10 protein-coding genes are annotated in these 19,094 nt (G+C 71.2%); 1 reads left to right on the top strand and 9 read right to left on the bottom strand.

Annotated features, from left to right (window positions below; all coding sequences use genetic code 11):
• Positions 1–9: 9 nt before the first annotated feature.
• The 5 genes from AC3A3J_RS02025 to AC3A3J_RS02005 form a co-directional block, all read right to left on the bottom strand.
• Positions 10–5,934, bottom strand: a complete 5,925-nt coding sequence (locus tag AC3A3J_RS02025) for an Ig-like domain-containing protein (RefSeq protein WP_487670690.1) — start codon at positions 5,932–5,934, stop codon at positions 10–12.
• Entirely contained in the window at positions 5,934–7,067 is a 1,134-nt protein-coding gene (locus AC3A3J_RS02020; protein WP_487670689.1) for a serine/threonine-protein kinase, read from the bottom strand. The genes AC3A3J_RS02025 and AC3A3J_RS02020 overlap by 1 nt, the downstream gene beginning before the upstream one ends.
• A gap of 111 nt (positions 7,068–7,178) precedes the next feature.
• Positions 7,179–7,748, bottom strand: a complete 570-nt coding sequence (locus AC3A3J_RS02015; RefSeq protein ID WP_487670688.1) for a DNA-3-methyladenine glycosylase I — start codon at positions 7,746–7,748, stop codon at positions 7,179–7,181.
• 44 nt (positions 7,749–7,792) lie between these two features.
• On the bottom strand, positions 7,793–8,839 hold the full coding sequence (locus tag AC3A3J_RS02010) for an NAD(P)-dependent alcohol dehydrogenase (RefSeq protein ID WP_487670687.1): 1,047 nt from the start codon (positions 8,837–8,839) through the stop codon (positions 7,793–7,795).
• Between the two features lie 159 nt (positions 8,840–8,998).
• Positions 8,999–9,982: an oxidoreductase gene (locus AC3A3J_RS02005; RefSeq protein ID WP_487670686.1), complete on the bottom strand. Its 984-nt coding sequence runs from the start codon at positions 9,980–9,982 to the stop codon at positions 8,999–9,001.
• Between the two features lie 47 nt (positions 9,983–10,029).
• Between AC3A3J_RS02005 and AC3A3J_RS02000 the strand changes: the two genes are divergently transcribed.
• Positions 10,030–10,437, top strand: coding sequence for a MerR family transcriptional regulator (locus AC3A3J_RS02000; RefSeq protein ID WP_487670685.1), 408 nt, complete (start codon positions 10,030–10,032; stop codon positions 10,435–10,437).
• An 18-nt stretch (positions 10,438–10,455) separates the two neighbouring features.
• Here the strand turns inward: AC3A3J_RS02000 and AC3A3J_RS01995 are convergent, their stop codons facing one another.
• From AC3A3J_RS01995 to AC3A3J_RS01980, 4 genes are all read right to left on the bottom strand, one after another.
• Positions 10,456–12,516, bottom strand: a complete 2,061-nt coding sequence (locus AC3A3J_RS01995; RefSeq protein WP_487670684.1) for an acyl-CoA dehydrogenase family protein — start codon at positions 12,514–12,516, stop codon at positions 10,456–10,458.
• A 31-nt stretch (positions 12,517–12,547) separates the two neighbouring features.
• The gene (locus AC3A3J_RS01990) at positions 12,548–13,627 is read right to left on the bottom strand and encodes an HTTM domain-containing protein (RefSeq protein ID WP_487670683.1); all 1,080 of its coding nucleotides are present in this window, start codon (positions 13,625–13,627) and stop codon (positions 12,548–12,550) included.
• On the bottom strand, positions 13,624–14,433 hold the full coding sequence (locus AC3A3J_RS01985; RefSeq protein WP_487670682.1) for a DUF5819 family protein: 810 nt from the start codon (positions 14,431–14,433) through the stop codon (positions 13,624–13,626). Before AC3A3J_RS01985 ends, AC3A3J_RS01990 begins: the two co-directional genes overlap by 4 nt.
• Positions 14,434–14,514: 81 nt before the next feature.
• On the bottom strand, positions 14,515–18,942 hold the full coding sequence (locus AC3A3J_RS01980) for a choice-of-anchor G family protein (protein WP_487670681.1): 4,428 nt from the start codon (positions 18,940–18,942) through the stop codon (positions 14,515–14,517).
• Between the last annotated feature and the right edge of the window lie 152 nt (positions 18,943–19,094).

The raw sequence follows: 19,094 nt of genomic DNA, 5'->3' as shown, positions 1-19,094 counted from the left end.
GGTCGGTCATCACGGGCAGACACCCGTCACGCGGTGGGTGATCGGTTGCAGAGAGCCGTAGGCACCGTTCCAGGTGACGGTCACGTCGACCGCACCGGGAACGTCGGCGACCGGTACGGGGTTGCCGACGCGGTAGGAGCCGCGCGCGGCCGCCGAGACGGTCACGACGTCGTCCTTGTCGGCGGGGAGGCACGCCTGGAACTGCACGTTCACGATGGTGGGCACGGTCTCGGCCGAGATGGCGACGGGCGCGGAGCACGAGAGGGTGAAGGTCGTGTGGCACGCGCGCGCGGTCGGCTGGTTCGGGGCGGTGTCCGGGCTGAGCGCGAAGTCGCGCTTCCACTCGTTGTAGAGGTTGTACTGCGCGGCGAAGCCGTCTCGCACGGTGATCGACGGCGCCGATTCCAGCCGGTACTCGTACCGGTTGCCGTCGACCTGCGGCGTCGTCGCGACGCGGTACCGCGCCTGCCCCGACGGGCCGTCGACCGAGGTGAAGGTGAACACCTGCGTCGTGTTCGACTCGGTGACGCCGTAGCCGTTCGACGCGCAGACCTTCACGTTGTAGAGCTGATACTCGGCCAGCCCCGTGATCGACGGGCTCGCCGACTGCGCCTCGGCGCCCGAGACCACGAGCCCGCCGTTCGCGTTGGCCGAGCACGACACGTTGCCCGACCGCCACGCGACGTACATGAGCTGCACGCCCTGGGCGCTGCCGTTCGGCTGCGCGGAGGTCGGCGAGGTCACGCTGATGGAGGTGTTCGACGACGCCCCCGCCTGGGTTCCCGCGTCGAAGTACGGCGCACCCGCCACGGTCACCGAGGTCTGGAAGGCACCGCCTTCGTTGCTGCCGCCGCCCGTCGGGGGCTGGAACTGGCTGATCGGCACGATCGTGAGGGTCTGCGCACCGGGGGCGAGCGAGATCTCGGCCGTCGTCGTCGGACCGGTGCGGTCGATCACCTGGCCCGTCTCCTCGACGCGGAAGGAGCGCGCGTCGTCGGAGGCCGAGATCGACAGCGCCACCACGCCGCGACCGCGGTCGCTGCCGCCCGGGCGGTACACGGGCGTCGCCGTGGCGTTCGAGACCACCGGTGCGGCGTAGGCCCAGCTCGTGTGCGCCGACGTCGGGCCCGAGGTGCCCACAGCGTTGACCGCGGCCGCGGAGAAGGCATGGCGCTCGCCGTTCACGAGCCCCGACACCGTGCACTGGTACGACGACCCGCTCGACGGCACGCACGACGCGTTCGATGGGGCGCCGTCCTGCAGGATCGTGACGCCGCTCACGGCGGGATGCGCGCGCCCCGCCTCGCCGAGAGGAACCTCGAGCACGACGGAGGAACGGTCGTAGGCGACGGTTGTGACGCTCGCCGGCGCCTGCGGGAAGCCCTGCAGATCGAGGGTGAGGGTACCGGTACCCGTGCGGCCCTGCGCATCCTCGACGACGAAGGGCATCACGCACTGCCCGCCCGGCGTCTGCCCGCCGCGCGGCCAGGTGGCGGTCACGGCGCGGTCGCCGGACACGGTGATCGACGCGACGTCGCAGCGCGCACCCGCGCCGAGCGAGACGAGCCGCAGACCCGCGCCCGGCTTGCCCGCGAACGGGTCGTACTCTCCCGCCACGTCGACGAGGTCGATCGAGCAGTTCGGGCTCGTCACCACGCACTGGCGGGTGAGCGTGGCGCCGCGCGGGGCATCCGGCGGCGCCTGCGCCACGACCAGTCGGATGGATGCCGTGGGCTCGCCGTACTGCGGCACGCTCACCGTCACGGTCTCGGCTGTTCCCGGCCGGGCATCGGCCCGGGCCTCGACCGTCAGCGACGTGCCCTGCTGCGTGACGACGAAGGCGGCGCCGGAGTACACGGTGCGGAACTCGAGCGAGCGTGCGTTGCCCTCGCGTCCCCCCTCCCACGACGCCATGTTGGCGAAGAGGTCGAACTGGGCGGATGCTCCCGGGGCCACGGTGTGCGCGATCGACGAGAGCAGCAGCTGCGGCTCGGCGGGTCGGATGCTCACGGGCACGTCGATGTACGACCACCGCTCCTGCCCCGCGAGACGCACCGGCACGAGGCAGGTGTCCGACCAGGGCGCGTCGCGGCCGGCCGTGTAGGTCGCACGCCCGGCTCCCTCGGGCACGCACGTGGCGGCGGCCCGCTGAGCGGTGAAGTCGTCGGAGCCGACCTCGATCTCGTCCGATCCGCGGAGGTCGACGTAGTCCCGCACCGCGAACGACGCCGACGCGTCCTCGTCGACGACGACCGGGGTGGCGCCGGGCCGGATCTGCACCTGCATGTCGTCGAACGCCGGGATGTGCAGGAAGCCGTAGGCGACGATGTCGCGACCGCCCGCGGCGGTGCCGGTGAGCTGGAACGGCACGAGGCCGCCCTCTTCGGGTGCCGGACCGACGATGCGGGTGCCCTGCACGGAGTACCCCGGCTGGTCGCCCCACAGGCTCAGCTTCAGCGAGCTGACGTCGCCGGACGGCCACCGCACGCGGTCGGAGACCACGTCGACTCCGCGTTCGGGGAGATCGGTGCGGTCGCGGGCCGTGAGCACCGTGTCGGCGACGGTCGGCTGATCGGTGACGGCGCCGTCGGTGACGGTGACGACGATGAGCCCCTGGGCGGTGCTCGCGGTGCGCGACGAGCGCACGGTGTAGAAGTACGAGTTGGTGCCGGCCACGTCGCCGGCGCGCAGCACGACCCGGCCGTCGGGCAGCGACGTGTCGGAGTCGATGAGCGCGTCGAGCCGCTCGTAGAGAGGGTTGCCCTCCACCGCGGGGGCGTTCGGCACGAGCTCGGTGATCTCCAGCTCGCCCTGCGCAGGGTCGAGGTCGTTCGAGCGGGGATCGAGCACCACGGGCGTCGATGACCCCGCCTCGACCCGCACATAGTCGCTGAACGTCACGGGTGCGGTGTCGTCGACCTCGGCGTCGAGCACCCCGATACGCACGAGCCCTGTGCCCTCTTCGCCCTGGGGGTCGCGCACGGTGTAGGCGAAGCTCACCTGCCCGCCGTCGACGCCCCCCGCCGGAGCCCGGTAGACGATCGCATCGCCCCGCGCCGAGATGGTCGCCGAGCCGGCGCCCTTGCCCGGCTGATCGATGCCCGCGAGCACCACGCGGTCGCCGTCGCTGTCCATGCCCGTCGCGGGAACGGAGAGCGCCACCGTCTGCCCGCTGAGCACCCGCCCGGTCAGGGTCGTCGGCGTGGGAGCGCGGTTGGTGCCAGGGGGCAGCACCGTCACGGTCACGGCGCCGTCGTCGGAGAGCGTCGGGTTGCGTTCGAGCGACACCGAGTAGGTGAGGCGGTAGGTGCCCGGCGTCGAGGGGGCCAGGTAGCGCAGCGCGTTCCCGTCGGCGAAGACGAGCTCGCCCGCCTCTCCCGATCCGGTCACCTCGGGCCGCACCACGAGCGGCTCGCCGCGCGGGGCGACGTCGTTCGCGGTCACCGGGATGCGGGTCAGCGAGCCCGCCCGCACGGTGGCGGCGTCGGCGAACACGATCGGTCGCGTGACGGTCGATGGCGGCGTGAGGAACACCGTCACCGATCCCTTCACCGCCGCGCCGGTGCCGTCCTCGACCGTGACCGTCGCCCGGCCGATGACCCCGGGTGTTCCGTCCTCGGTGATGCCGCTCACCCGCAGGCTCTCGTTGTTCACGACCCGGGCGCTGAGCTGCGGTGTCGAGCTCTCGACGCCCGAGAGCATGAGCACGCGTCCGCTGGTGTTCTGCACGGCGCTGAGCACGTCGACGGTCGTGTCCTCCCCCTCCCGCACGAACGCCGTGAGGGGCGCCATAGCGAGGGGCGCGGCGCCGTCGACGGCGGTGATGCGGATGACGGCGGACTGCTCGGCCTGCGTCAGCGTGTCCTGCGCGGTGTAGGTCACGACGTACTGACCGGGCTCGGCCACCGTGAGCTCGACGTCGCCGGACGCGAGGTTCGGGGCGACCTCCAGGCCGGGCGCGGTCGCCGCGGTCTGCACGGCGTCGACGAGGCGGTACGAGCCGGAGCCGCCGGAGAGGTGATCGGCCACGGTGATCGACTGCGCCTCGCCGATGCGGGCGGTGACCGCGACCGGGGATGCGGTGAGCGCCGGGCTGCCCGTCACCTGCACGTCGAGCGTCTTCTCGGCGCGCGCGCCGCGTGAGTCCTCGACGACCACGGTCACGGGGATCACGGCATCCGTGGCGTTCGGGTCGGTGTGCCGGATCGCGACCCGCCCGTCGGCCATCGGGACGACCATCACGGGGGCTGCCGGATCGGCCTCGTAGGCGTCGGCGAGCACGAAGGGGTCGCCCTCGGGGTCGACCCAGGCCGACAGCGCCGACACGACGGTGCTCCCGCCGGGCAGCAGCTGCGGGGTGGGCCAGTCCTGCCTGCAGGCATCGACGCCGCACCACACCGGCGCGGAGTTCACCCCGGTGTCGACGACGGTGAGAGTGACGGTCGCCGGCGGCGAGACCGCCGAGCCGTCGGTCACCGAATAGGTGAAGCTCGCCTGACCCGAGGTCGCCGCCACGTCGACGACGATCGCCTGCCCGTCGGCCACGAGCGACAGCTGACCGAACGCGGCATCCGACGTGCCCGAGACCGACGACGGCTCGATCGTGAGCACGTCCTTCTTGTTCGGGTCGTGGTCGTTGAGGAGCACGGGCAGCAGCACCTGCTCGCCGGCGCGCACGCCGAACGCGTCGTTGACGGCCACGGGTGGGAGCTGCTCGGCCACGTCCTCGACGATGACCGTGCCCTCCTCCTTCTCGGTGTCGTCTTCGAGCGCCCACTGCTCCAGGGGGATGAGCGTGCCGTCCGGCGCCGTCCACAGCAGGCCCGTGCTGACCTCGCTGAGCACGGCGCGGTCGCCGTTCGCGCGGAAGACGGGCACGATGCTCGCCGATTCGAGCGTGTCGCCCGGCACCTCGAGCGCGCGCGACTCGCCGTCGACCCAGAGGGTTCCTGCGCCCGTGTCGACCCAGGCGGCATGGACGCGGTCGCGCACGACGATCGGCGTCGCGGGCACCCCCGTCGCCTCGACGATGCGCTCCTCCTCGCCCGAACCGAGGTCGACCGACACGAGGCCGCCCGAGTCGGCGATCACCACCGCATCCGCACGCCCCGCGCCCTGTTGCAGCCGCGCGTCGTCGGCGACGTCGATCGAGACGGGCTCGTCGCGGCCCGAGAGCCAGAGGTCGCCGTCGCCGGACTGCAGAAGTGCCCACCGGTCACCGACGACGGTGAGGGCCAGCCCCTCGCCGCCGTCCGGGGCGTCGGCGAGCTCCGCGGCGTCGCCGAGGAAGCGGTGCTCCTCGATGTCGAAGCGGCGCACGGCGCCCTCTTCGGCCGAGTACATCGCGAGCACCCCGTCGGGCGAGAGGCCGATGGCGTCGGCGGAGTACGACGGCGGGTCCTCGCCCTCGGCGACCTCGACCTCGGCGAACGGATCGACCGGCGCGGTACCCGCTCCGGCGTCGAGCGTGGTGACCGAGACCTGACCGGTATCGGTGCGGTAGGCCGCGTAAGGGCCGGCCGAGACGATCTCCCGGGTGCCGGCGGGTGTCGGTTCGGAGGCCGAGGGCGTGCCGGCGTCGGCGGCGTCGCTGAGCAGGTTCGCGGGCTTGGCCGGGTCGAGGTCCCAGCGCTGCCGGTTGCCCTGCGAGTAGAGCACGGCGGAGGCCCCGCTCTGCCACACGGCCTCGGGGTCGTCGACCTCGCGCACCGTGTCGATCTCGCCGAGGTCGGTGTTCACGCGGGCGTACTGCCCGCTGTCGCGCATGACCCACACCGTCGACTCGAGTCGCGGCACCTCCTGCGATTGATAGCCCTGCGCGGTGACCGCGAGCGTGACGACCACCGCGAGAGCGGCGATGCCGGAGATCCCGGCGATCAGCCGGCCGCGCGAGCGGGGCTTCGCCGCGGTGCGCGCGCGGTCGCCGATCGCCATCAGATCACTCCCGTGAGCATCAGCACGCCCACGCCGACGGCGGCGATCACGGCGGCTCCGACGACGGCTCCGATGATCCCGGCGACGAGCGGGGAGCGGGCGCGGGGACGCGAGGCGACGGGCACGTCGTCGCGATCGCGGGCTGCGCCGTGCTGCTTCGCGGCGCGGGCCGCGCGGCGCGAGTCGGGGGCGACGGTGGTGATGACGGGGCCGCGGGGGGCCGCATCCGAGAAGCTCACGGGCGCGGCCGCCGCCCATTCGGCCGACGCGGCCTCAAAGGCCGTCGGCACGAGCCCGAGCTCGTATTGCGCGTGCCGCAGACGCTCGCCGAAGGCCGCCATGCTGGGGAACCGACGCGCGGGGTCGCGCTGCATCGCGGTGGCGAGGATCTCGTCGACGACGGGCGGCATGCCCGAGAACGGCAGCGGCGGGTACTTCGCCCGGATGATGCGCTGGGTGAGCTGCTCGCGCGTGTTGTCGGCGCGGTCGGGCTTCTCGAACGGGCTGCGTCCGGCCAGCAGCGTGTACAGCGTGGCGCCGAGGCTCCAGATCTCACTGGGCACCGAGCCGGAGACCCGCTCCTGCAGCACCTCGGGCGCGCTCCACGGCACCGACATGGCGATGGTCTCGGGGTCGCCCTCGTCGAGCACCGCGGCGGCGATGCCGAAGTCGGCGAGCACCGGCGCGCCGAGCGAGTTCACCAGCACGTTCGACGGCTTGATGTCGCGGTGCAGCAGGCCGGCGCGATGCACGGTCTCGAGCGCACCGGCGATGCGCACGCCGATGTCGAGCACCTCGGGCAGTGCGAGCGGTGCCTTCTTGTAGCGGGCGCTCATGGTGTCGGGGCAATACTCCATGGCGAAGTACGGGCGCCCGTCCGACGAGATCGACGCCTGGTAGATCGTGACGATCGACGGGTGGGCGCTCAGGCGGGCCGAGATGTCGGCCTCGACGTTGAACGAGCGCAGCACCTCGGGGTTGACCGCATCGGCCAGCAGCACCTTCACCGCGGCGACCCGGCGGGGCATGTCCTGCTCGTAGAGGAAGACGTCGGCGAATCCGCCCGATCCGAGCGGGCGCACGTAGCTGTAACCGGCGAGCACGGGAGGCGTCGAGGCAATGCGCTTCGCCACTCGTCCTCCTCCGGCTCCGGATGCGTCATCGACGGGGGTCGCGCGAATCGCGCGACGGCAGTGCGGCGCCGGTCCCCCCGCGCACGAGTATAACCGCGGGGGGACGGATGCTCAGGCGCGCCAGCATCCCTCGATGTGGTCGTCGACCATCCCGGTCGACTGCATGAGGGCGTACATGGTGGTCGCACCGACGAAACGGAAGCCGCGACGGCGCAGCTCCTTGCTCATCGCCGTCGATTCCGGGGTCACCGCCGGGACGTCACCGAAGGCCGCCGGCCGCTCCCTGCGCGGGGGCGGGGCGAACGACCACATGAGCGCGTCGAGCTCGCCGTCTGACATGTCGCGCACGAGACGGGCGTTGCCGATGGTCGCCAGGATCTTCGCCCGGTTGCGGATGATCCCTGCATCGGCCATGAGACGCTCCACGTCGTCGTCGCCGAACTGCGCCACGCGCTCGGGCTCGAATCCGTCGAACACTTCGCGGAACCGTGGTCGCTTGCGCAGGATCGTGATCCACGACAGCCCCGCCTGGAACCCCTCCAGCGACATCTTCTCGAACAGTGCGCGGTCGCCGTGCAGCGGGGTTCCCCACTCCTCGTCGTGATACCGGCGGTACTCGTCGTCGTCGCCGACCCACGCGCAGCGGGCGCGGCCGTCGGGCCCGGTGAGGAGGGAGGTCATGCGCACCACGCTAGCGCCGCCCTCCGACACCGGGCCCTCGCGTCTCAGGCGTCGAAGGTGGCCGCGTCGATCACGAAGCGGTAGCGCACGTCCGACGCGAGCACGCGCTCGTAGGCCTCGTTGATGTCGGAGGCCGGGATGACCTCGATCTCGGCGGCGATGCCGTGCTCGGCGCAGAAGTCGAGCATCTCCTGCGTCTCGCGGATGCCGCCGATGTTCGACCCGGCCACCGAGCGGCGTCCGCCGATGAGCGCTCCAACGGTGAGCGCGAGGGGCTCCGGCGGGGCGCCCACGCACACGATCGCTCCGTCGATGTCGAGCAGGCCGAGGTAGGCGCGCAGGTCGATCGGGGCGCTGACGGTGTTGAGGATGACGTCGAACGACTTGCGCAGGGTACGGAACGTCTCCTCGTCGCGGGTGGCGTAGTAGTGGTCGGCGCCGAGACGCAGCCCGTCGTCCTTCTTGCCCAGGGTCTGCGACAGCACCGTCACCTCGGCGCCGAGCGCGTGCGCGATCTGCACGCCCATGTGGCCGAGGCCGCCCAGGCCCACCACCGCGACCCGGGAGCCCTCGCCGACCTTCCAGTGGCGCAGCGGCGAGTAGGTGGTGATGCCGGCGCACAGCAGGGGCGCGGCGACGTCGAGTGCGAGCGCGTCGGGGATGCGCAGCACGAACGACTCCGTCACGACGACCTGCTGGGAGTAGCCGCCCTGCGTGATCGTGCCGTCGCGGTCGACCGCGCCGTAGGTCATCGTCGCGCCGTTCTCGCAGAACTGCTCCTCGCCGCGGCGGCACTGGCGGCACTCGCCGCACGAGTTGACCATGCATCCGACGCCCACACGGTCGCCGACCGCGTGCCGTGTCACCTCGGAACCCACGGCGGCGACGGTGCCCGTGATCTCGTGCCCGGGCGCGAGGGGGTACTGCTGGGGACCCCAGTCGCCCCGCACCGTGTGGATGTCGGAGTGGCAGATGCCCGCGAACGCGACATCGATCAGCACATCGTGGGGACCGAGCTCGCGTCGTTCGATCGTGGTCTTCTCGAGGGGTGCGGCCTCGGCGGGGGCGGCGTACGCGGTGACGCTGGTCATGGATGCTCCTTCTCGGGTGGGGGGTGCGAGTGACATTACGTCACCGCACGGGGAGGGGTTCACAGGCATATCGGATCGAGGGACGCCGGTCTCGCCGGCGCCCCCGCCGCGCGAGGGGGCGCCGGTCGCCTCGGCAGGCCGATCGCGCGGGAACGGCGCTCAGTCAGCGAAGGGGTCGAGGCCGGTCGCCTGCACCGACAGGGCCCACAGCCGGTCGGCGGCGTCGACGTCGACCGCCCACTCCTTCACTCCTCCGGCGGTGAGGTCGGCGGCGTCCTCGGGCACGACGCGGGCGACCGCGCAGTCCTCGCAGTAGACGCCGCCGCGGTCGGCGAGCTCGGGTGCGGTGGCCGCCCAGAGCCCGGTCGAGGCCCCTTGCGCGGGTGTCTTGAAGCGCGGGTTGGGGGTGCCGTCGGCGTCGATCCACTGTCGGCGGATCATCTCCTCCCGCGGCAGATGGCGCTGCAGATCGGTGAGGATGCCGCCGGGATGCACCGAGTACGCGTGGATGCCGCGCGCAGCGGCGCGGGCGTCGAGGCCGACGGCGAACAGTGCGTCGGCGGTCTTCGACTGGCCGTAGGCGACCCAGGGGTCGTACGGCGTCTCGGCGAAGTTGACGTCGTCGAACCGCACGGGTGAGCGGAAATGCGCACCCGAGGAGTAGGCGATCACGCGGGCGCCGTGAGCGAGGAGGTCGGCGACCCCGGCGACGAGCGCGAAGTGCCCGAGGTGATTCGTGCCGAACTGGGACTCCCACCCCTGCGGGGTGAGGGCGAACGGCGACGCCATGACACCGGCGACGTTCATGATCAGATCGATCGGCGCCTCCTCCGCGCGCATCCGCTCTGTGAAGGCCGCGACCGACTCGAGGTCGCCGAGGTCCAGCGGATGCACGCGCACGGCGGGAAGGTCGGCCAGCGCCGCGGCGGCGACGTCGGGACGACGGGCGGGCACCACCAGGTCGGCCCCGGCCGCGACCAGCGCGCGCACCGTCTCGAGTCCGAGACCGGAGTAGCCGCCGGTCACGATCGCCCGCTTCCCCGCCAGGTCGTGGCCCGCGATCACCTCGGCCGCGGTGGAACGGTAACCGAAGGCGGATGCGAGGGGTTGTTGGCGGGAGAGCATCTCGGACTGCGTGATCATGATCGTCACCCTACGATCTAGAGTTGACTCGAAGTCAAGGAGGACCCGTGACCGTCAACGCGACCGAGACCCGACGTACCTACAGCATCGGCGAGCTCGCCGAGATCTCGAACCTCAGCGTGCACACGTTGCGGTGGTACGAGACGCAGGGGCTGTTCCCCCGACCGGTGCCGCGCACCTCGGGCGGACGGCGCGCCTACGACGAAGAGGCGATCGGCTGGCTTTCGCTGCTGACCCGGCTGCGCGAGTCCGGGATGCCGGTCGTCGAGATGGCGAAATACGCCGACCTCGTGCGTGCCGGTGCGGGGAACGAACGCGAGCGGATCGCTCTCATGGAAGCGCATGCCCAGGCTCTGGACGCGCAGATCCGGGAGCTCGTCGCGTGCCGCGAGGTCATCGATCACAAGATCGACCTCTATCGCACCGCACTCCGCGAGCGCGGCGTCGACGTCTGAGCCCCTCGGGGCGGCGCGTCAGCGCTTCTTCGCCGCGCGAAGCGCCTTCTCGGGGATCGGCGCCTCGCCCGACGCAGCGAGGTCCGCGTAGTACGCCCGCGCCTCGTCCTGACGGGCCTGCTCCGCGCCCGACGCGATGGGGGCGCGCACGTGCTCGGGCTCGTAGCCGAACGCGGCGACGAGGTCGAGCGCGTGCGGGCGCAGCCGTGCGCACAGGCGGTCGATGTAGCTCGACACCGCCTGAGCACGCTGCATCGACAGCCGCCCGTTCATGAGGTGCCAGGCGAGGTGCTTCTCGATGAGCTGCAGGCCGAACAGGTCGCGCAGCCAGGTGAGTACGGCCTTCGTCTGCGCGTCGTCGACGCGGTGCACGGCATCCGTGAAGGCCTCCCACTGCAGCAGCTCGCCGTGCGCGCGGGCGGCCTCGATGAGCTCGGCCTGATTCTCGTTGAACAGGCGGGCGCCGAGCTCCTTGTCCTTCGCTCCGGGGCGCAGGCGACCGGCGACGTCGGCGATCATCTGCTGCACGCGCTCGGCGAGCAGCTCGTGCTGCTGCTCCTCGCGCAGACCGTTCTCGACCGAGCGCGACACCTGCCCGAAGTCGGCGACCGACTGCCCGAACTGCCGCAACCCCGCGCCGTGGAAGAGCTTGCCCGCGGTCATCCCGACGGCGAACTTCGCGAGGCTCGCCGCATCCTTGCCCTTGAACTGCTTCGCGTAGTCGCCCAGCAGGCGCTTGCCGACGAGCTGGAGCAGCACGTTGTTGTCGCCCTCGAACGTGACGTAGATGTCGAGGTCGGCGCGCAGGCCGACGAGCCGGTTCTCGAACATGAAGCCGGCGCCGCCGCACGCCTCGCGTGCCTCCTGCAGCGTGTCGAGCGCATGCCACGTCGACAGCGGCTTGAGGGCGGCGGCCAGCGTCTCGAGGTCCTCGCGGTCGGCCGGGGTGTCTGTGCGGCCCGAGAACACGCCGTCGAACTTCTGCAGGAACTCGTCGTGCGCGAAGATCTGCGCGTAGGTGGTGGCGAGGCGCGGCAGCAGGCGCCGCTGGTGCTTGCCGTAGTCCATGAGCACGACCTCGTGCCCGTCGACGCCGTCGAACTGGCGGCGCTGGGTCGCGTAGGTGATCGCGATGTGGAGACCCAGGGCGGATGCCCACGACGCCGCGCCGTCAAGCGAGACGCGCCCCTGCACGAGCGTGCCGAGCATGGTGAAGAAACGCCGGCCGGGGCTGTCGATCGCGCTGGTGTAGGTGCCGTCGGCGGCGACGTCGCCGTACTTGTTGAGCAGGTTGGTGCGCGGGATGCGTACGTGGTCGAAGCTGAGGCGGCCGTTGTCGATGCCGTTGAGTCCGCCCTTGAGACCGTCGTCCTCGCGACCGATCCCGGGGAGGTCGACCCCGTCGTCGCCGCGCAGAGGCACGTAGAAGCAGTGCACGCCGTGGTTGACGCCGTTCGTGATGAGCTGCGCGAACACCGTCGCGGCGACCCCGTGCAGACCGGCGTTGCCGAGGTACTCCTTCGTCGCCCCGCGGAACGGGGTGTGGATGACGAACTCCTCCGTCTCGGGGTCGTACGTCGCGGTCGTCCCCACCGCGGCCACGTCGGATCCGTGTCCGATCTCGGTCATCGCGAAGGCGCCGGGGATGGAGAGGTCCATGATGCCCGGCAGCCACTTCTCGTGGTGCTCGGTCGTGCCGAGCTGCAGCACGGCCGATCCGAAGAGCCCCCACTGCACGCCCGACTTGATCTGCAGGCTCGGGTCGGCGACGACGAGCTCTTCGAAGCCGGAGATGTTGCCGCCGTTGTCCTCTTCGCCGCCGAGCGACTTGGGGAACGCCCGGTGCACAGCCTTGTTCTCGACGAGCAGGTGCAGCTGGCTGAGCACGCGCTCGCGGTGCTCGTCCATGCCCAGGCCGTCCTGACGCCAGAACGCCGAGTCCTTGAGCATCTCGCGCGCCTGCCGACGAATGTCGGCCCAGGTGCCGAGCAGCAGATCGTTGACGAGCGGCACGTCGATCGCGGGGCTCGTGGCCTCGACGGTCGGGGACTTCGTGGGGCGGACGGCGGCGTCGACCATGAGTGTTCCTCTCAGAGACGGTGGAATGCTCTCATGGTAGGACTCCGACAACGTCGGTCGAAGCGGGCTGTGGCTCTTCTCCAATCTTCGCCGGGGTCGGAGCGTCGCGTCGTTGTCGGGTGCTCACAGTCCCCCGCGCGCGCAGCGCCCGCCACCGCGAGCTCACACCCTTCTCGACGCGGCGCCAGGTGACGTCGCGCACGAAGATCATGTCGCTGAAGATCATCACCAGCGAGAAGAACGGAAGAGACATGAGGATGCCGATGCCGGCGTGCATACCCGTGATCGCGACCAGACCCACGATGCGGGTCCACCGGTTCAGCAGTGTGAACGGGAACAGCAGCTGCATGTACACGCTCAACCACGAGGCGATGAAGATGCCGGGGGTGATCTGCCACACGATGTCGTTCAGCCACGGGATGAGGATGAACTGCTCCAGCCGCAGGGGGTAATAGGCCGCGATCCCCTCGGTCCACATCGTGCCCTGCAGTTTCCACAGCGCGCTCGTGATGTACACGATGCAGAGCTGGGCGCCGATGAGCACGACCGCGATGTTGTTCGACAGGATCGGCACCCAGCGGGGAAGACTGCGCCCGCGGAACGTGAGCGGATGCTCCGTGCCCGAGCGCGCCCGACGCCGCTCGTCGAGCGACCATCGCCGCGACGTGTCGGCGAGCAGGAGGAACAGGAGCATCACCCGGAACGTCTGGTAGTGCCCGGTGTTGAGCACCAGCGGGTTCGTCGACGCGTAACCGAGCCACAGCACCGCGAAGAGCGGCGCGATCACGCGCATCCGCCACCCGAGCATGAACGCCGCGGCGACCGCCACCAGCACCGCGAGTTTGAGGAAGGTGAGCCAATCGGGGTCGGAGCGCGAGAACAGCACGGAGAGCGGCCAGAAGTAGTCGTTGACCGGACTCGGGCGGTAGAGCGACTCTCCCCATCGCGACCCTTCTCCGAACGTGTAGGAGTAGTCGGGCAGATACAGCAGGATGCTCGCGATGGTCATGCCGCCGAAGCCGATGCGCATCACCGCGAGCCCGTACGTGGCGTGCCGGCGGTCGAGCAGCCAGTGCAGAAGGGCGTCCCACAACCGAGTCACGACGATCATCCGTCCTCCCCCTCGTCGTCGGTGAGCGACCCGCTGACCCCGGCCGCTTCGGCCCAGTGCAGGAACGTGCGGGCGAAGGCATCCGTGCTCTGCTGCGACCACTCGAGCGTGGGACGCCAGCCGAGCTCGGTGTACGACGAGGCGGGGCGCCGGGCATCCGGATCGAAGCGGTCGTCCCACCTCACCACCGGGCTGTACACCGCACGCGTCTGCACAGCCAGCACCTCCCCGTCGTCCGACCACAGCGCCTGGGCGGCCTGCGTCGCGTATGAGGTGGTGTAGTTCGTCGCGCGGATGAACGAGCGCACGTCGCCCGGGTTACCGTCGTCGGCATCGAGCAGCGCCTCGTTCAAGTCCGCGAGGTCCGCGCTGTCGTGGAAGTTCTCCCCCACGACCGTCTTCTGCTCGGGAGTGAGCTTGTTGTACGAGGTCATCAGCTGCTCGGCGCCGATCACCGTCAGCTGCTTGCGCAGCACCCGACGGTAGGGCTCGGCCAGCTCGATCGCCGTGACGTCGACCCACTTCGTCTCGACGCGCTCCCCGTCGGGCTTCTGCACCCAGGCCCGCACCCACAGGTTGCGGTCGGCGCTCGCCGGGTCGGGGGCGAAGATGCGGTAGTCCTGCAGGAAGTACGGCTTGATCCAGGCATCCGCTGCCCGTCCAGGCAACGGGCCGTACTTCACCTCCGTCGACGGCACGTTAAAGACGGCGGTCAGGGCGATGTGCACCGCGGCGAGTCCCAGCGCGATGGCACTGATCACCTTCGCGGCGGTGGGGATCGAACGGCTGGTCGAGGGGGTGGTCATGGCGTCCTCTGCTCATCGTGCGGCGGAGACGGACGGACGGCGGCACCCGGGGTGTTCCCGGATGCCGCCGCCCGTGACGGATCAGCTCGTCGACATGGTCGACCGCCTCTTCCGTGCGCCTGCCGCGAGGAGCGAGCCGGCGAGCAGCAGCACCGCACCCCAGGCGAGGAACGGCCCCGCGTCGCCGCCGGTCACCGCCAGCCCGGATGCGATGACCCGGAACTGGATCGAGACGGAACCCGACTCCGCGCCCGTGAGGGTCACCGTGTGCAATCCGACCTCGAAGTCAGCCGGCACCGTCCAGGTGAAGGTCACCTCACCCTGGGCGTTCGCCACCCGCGACCCGAGCGAGATCGGCTCGGACTGAGCCACGCCCGTCACGACCTCACCCGGACGGAATCCGGTGCCGACCGTGACCTGCGTCTCGCCCTGCGCCACGACCGGGTACCGGATCGAGATGCCGAGCTGCCGCCCGGGGTTCGTCCCCGGATCGGTTCCCGTGTCCGTACCCGTGTCGGTTCCGGTGTCGGTTCCCGTGTCCGTACCCGGATCGGTGGTGGTGTCCGTACCCGGTTCCGTGTCCGTACCGGTGTCGGTGTCCGTACCCGGGTCCGTGTCCGTACCCGTGTCGGTGTCCGTCCCCGTGTCCGTGTCCGTCCCGGTGTCCGTGTCCGTACCCGTGTCGGTGTCCGTTCCCGTGTCGGCGTCCGTGCCCGGGTCAGTACCGGTGTCGGTACCCGTGTCCGTGTCCGTCCCCGTGTCGGTGTCCGTACCCGGGTCCGTGTCCGTACCCGTGTCGGTGTCCGTACCCGTGTCGGTGTCCGTACCCGGGTCCGTGTCCGTCCCGGTGTCCGTGTCCGTACCCGGGTCGGTGTCCGTACCCGGGTCCGTGTCCGTACCCGTGTCGGTGTCCGTCCCCGTGTCCGTGTCCGTCCCGGGGTCGGTGCCGGTGTCGGTACCCGTGTCCGTGTCCGTTCCCGTGTCGGTGTCCGTCCCGGTGTCGGTGTCCGTCCCGGTGTCGGTGTCCGTTCCCGTGTCGGTGTCCGTACCCGTGTCGGCGTCCGTACCCGTGTCGGTGTCCGTCCCGGTGTCGGTGCCCGGGTCAGTACCCGTGTCCGTCCCGGGGTCAGTACCCGTGTCCGTCCCGGGGTCGGTACCGGTGTCGGTGCCCGGGTCAGTACCCGTGTCCGTCCCGGGGTCCGTTCCCGTGTCGGTGTCCGTACCCGTGTCGGTGTCCGTTCCCGTGTCGGTGTCCGTACCCGTGTCCGTCCCGGTGTCCGTTCCCGTGTCGGTGTCCGTGCCGGTGTCCGTGTCTGTGCCCGGGTCGGCACCGGGGTCGGTCCCCGGGTCCACCGCGGTGTCCTCGACCACCAGTTCGGCCTCGACCGTGGTGCCGATCTCATCGGTTCCCACGACGGTGTAGGTGCCCGCCTCGACCGCAGCCGGGACCGGCAGCACCGTCCCCGTCGGCACGGCGCCGGCCTCGTCGGTCGTCACCGTCACGGTGGCGCCGGCGATCGGGGTGCCGTCGGCATCCTCGAGCTCGAACGTCACCTCGGTCAGAGGCGGCCACCCGCTCGACGTGATCGCGGTGTCGGCACCGGCCTCGGCCGGGGTCGTGACCGAGAGGGTCGGTGTCCATGCCTCGACGGTGACGTCGCCCTCGCCCGTGTTGCCCTGGGCATCCTCGCCGACCACCGTGAAGGTGCCGGGCTCGGCGTCGGTCGGGATCGCGACCGTCGTTCCGGCCGGAACGTCGCCGTCGCCGTCCGTCGTGACGACCACGGGGTCTCCGACCGGGTCGCCGGCGGCGTCCTCGAGCTGGAAGGTGACCTGGGTGTTCGGCGGCCATCCGCCCGAGGTGACGGTGGTCGACTGGCCCGGCTTCACCGGTCCCGAGAGCGTCACGGTCGGCGTCCACGGCTCGACCGTGATGTCGGCCTCCCCGGTGATGTCCTCGACACCCGTTCCGACGAGCGTGTAGTCGCCCGGCTCGGTACCCACCGGCACCGAGACCGTGGTGCCTGCCGGCACGTTGCCGTCGGCATCCGTCGTCACGTTCACCGGGTCGCCCACCGGGGTGCCCTCGGCGTCTTCGAGCTGGAAGACGACGGGGGTCAGCGGCGGCCACCCGCCCGACGTGATCGTCGACGACTGTCCCGGCTTCACCGGGTCGGTCGCATCGACGGTCGGCGTCCACGGCTCCACCACCAGCGGGCCCTCCGCCGTCGCACCATCGGGACCGCTCGCCGTGACGACGTAGTCGCCGGGGTCGGTCGAGAGGGGCACGGTCAGCGTGGTCCCCGCGGGGATGTTGCCGTCGGCATCCGTGGTCACCGTGACCGAGGTACCGATCGGAGCGCCGCCCTCGGTCTCGATCTGGAACGTCACGTCCGACGCCGCCGGCCAGCCGCCGGAGGCGATGGTCGTCGTCTGGCCCGGCTTCACCGGACCGGATGCGGTGACGGCCGGGGTTCCGGGAGCGGCGAGCACGGTGAACGTACCCTCGGCGGTGTTGCCGAACTCGTCCTCGCCGAGCACGGTGTACTCGCCGACGGCCGAACCTGCCGGCACGGTCAGTGTCGTATCGGCGGGGATCGCCCCCGTCGCGTCAGTGGTCACCGTGACCGCGGTGCCTACCGGGTTCCCGGTGGGGTCCTGCAGCTGGAAGGTGACATCGGTCGTCGCCGGCCATCCGGTCGAGGTGAGCGTGGTCTCCTCGCCGACCGTGATCGGCCCCGTCGCCGTGATCGTCGGCGCGTACGGCTCGACGACCAGCGCCGCCTCGACCGTCAGCCCCCCGGCGGATGCCGTGACGCTGTACTCGCCGACCGGAGCCGTCGCCGGAACCGTCAGGGTCGTGTCGGCGGGGAAGGCCCCGTTCGCGTCGGTGGTGACGGTGATCGGGTCGCCGACGGGCGCGCCCTCGGAGTCGACCAGCTGCACCGTGACGTCGGTGGCAGCATCCCAGCCGCTGGAGGTCAGGGTCGTGTCCTGACCGGGTTTGACCGGGGTCGTCGCCGTCAGCGTCGGAGCGAGAGCGTTCGGCCCGGCCTCGGCACGGGCGAGCACGAGGGTGCCCACACCGCCGCCGCCGGCGAGGGCGCCGACCGTCAGCACGAAGGCCTCTTCGCTGACCACCCCGTCGACGTCGCCCTGCACGTTACCGCGGAGCGAGACGACGCCGTTCAGCAGCGAGACCGCCGGGGCGATCGCCGTGACGATGCCGCTGACCGCCGTGGTGACGGTCGGCACGACGGTGTTCACCACGCCGGTCGGGCCGAAGAGCGTCGTGTTGAGGGGCGCTGCGAGGGCGGCCGTGAGCGTCGCCACCGAGACCGGCACGTTGGCGCCAGCGACCTTGACGGTGATCGTCGCGGTGGGCGCGGGCGAGCCGGTGGCCCCGACGATGCTGCCGAGGGTCTGGTTCGGAACCGAGATGATCACGCCGGTGCCGATGTCGAGGCCGGGAGTCGTGCAGGTCGCGCCGGTACCGACCACGCAGACGGTGCCGCTGATGTTCAGCACGGCCGCATTCAGCGTCTCGGTGAGCGTCGACTGCACGAGTGCGGGCACGGTGTTCAGCAGCGCGCCCACCCGGTTGATGAGGTTCGTCAGCACGGGGGCCGAGAGCACCTCCTCGCCCGGGTTCAAGCTGTTGAGACCACGGGTCGTCGTGTCGGTGAACAGCGCGGCGAGGTCGGCGGTGACGACCCCGGTGCGCAGGTTGACCGACACGATGCCGTCGCCGATCGGCTCGTCGAGCAGTGCGTTTAGCGCCTGGGTGACATCGGTGGCGATGGTGATGTTCAGCGCCGGGTTGCCCAGGACGGGCGCCAGGGCCGCATTGAGCCCCGCGATCGCACCGGCCAGCAGACCGTTGGGCCCGGTGAGGGTGGCAACGGCCGCATCGACGGTCGAGGCGACACCGCCGGTGCCCACGAGGGTGTTCGTCAGGCCGGTCACCGCGGGCAGCTGGAGGGTCACGGTGCCCCCGGCGACGTTGTAGTCGCGGGTGACCGTGCCGTCGGCAGCGAGAGCCACCTCGGCGCTGATGGCGCCGAGCGTGAGGTCAAGATCGCCGACGACGCTCGTGACCGTGGAGCCCAGAAGACCCTGCAGGTTGAGCGACGCGTTCGCCGGGTAGGCGCCCGCTCCGGTCGTGTCGACCGTGCCCGTGTCGCTCACGGCGCCCGTGGCGGCCCGGCTCGACCCGTCGGGGTTCGACTGCGAGTACTGGTTCACCGCCCCGAGCGTGAGGAAGTTCGACAGCGCGGGAACGCTGAGGCCCCCGGGGATGCTGACGTTCAGGGCGTTGAGCACGGTGAGGTCGAGGGTCCCCGTGTCGACCTGCGGCTCACCCGTGCCATCGCTGCTCGTCTCGGTGCCCTGGAGCGCCGCGACGGTGTCGAGCGAGGTGCCGCCGAGGAGCAGGCTCCCCGACAGGAAGCGCGAACTGGAGGTCGATTCGTCCCCCGGCGCGGCGATCGCTGCGGTGGGGGCGATCACACTCCCCACGACGACTGCGCTGACCGCAGCTATCGCCAGAACCCTGCTTCGGGGCAGAGTTCGCCTCTTGGTGCCTAGCATGTGCCCTCCCGTGATGCGAACGGAGTCCGTCGTCACAAGGCCCCCCCAGGAATCGGCATCGTCACCGATCG

It is taken from the genome of Microbacterium sp. Soil_N32 (assembly GCF_057655505.1).
This window is presented reverse-complemented; position numbering and strand designations above follow the sequence as displayed.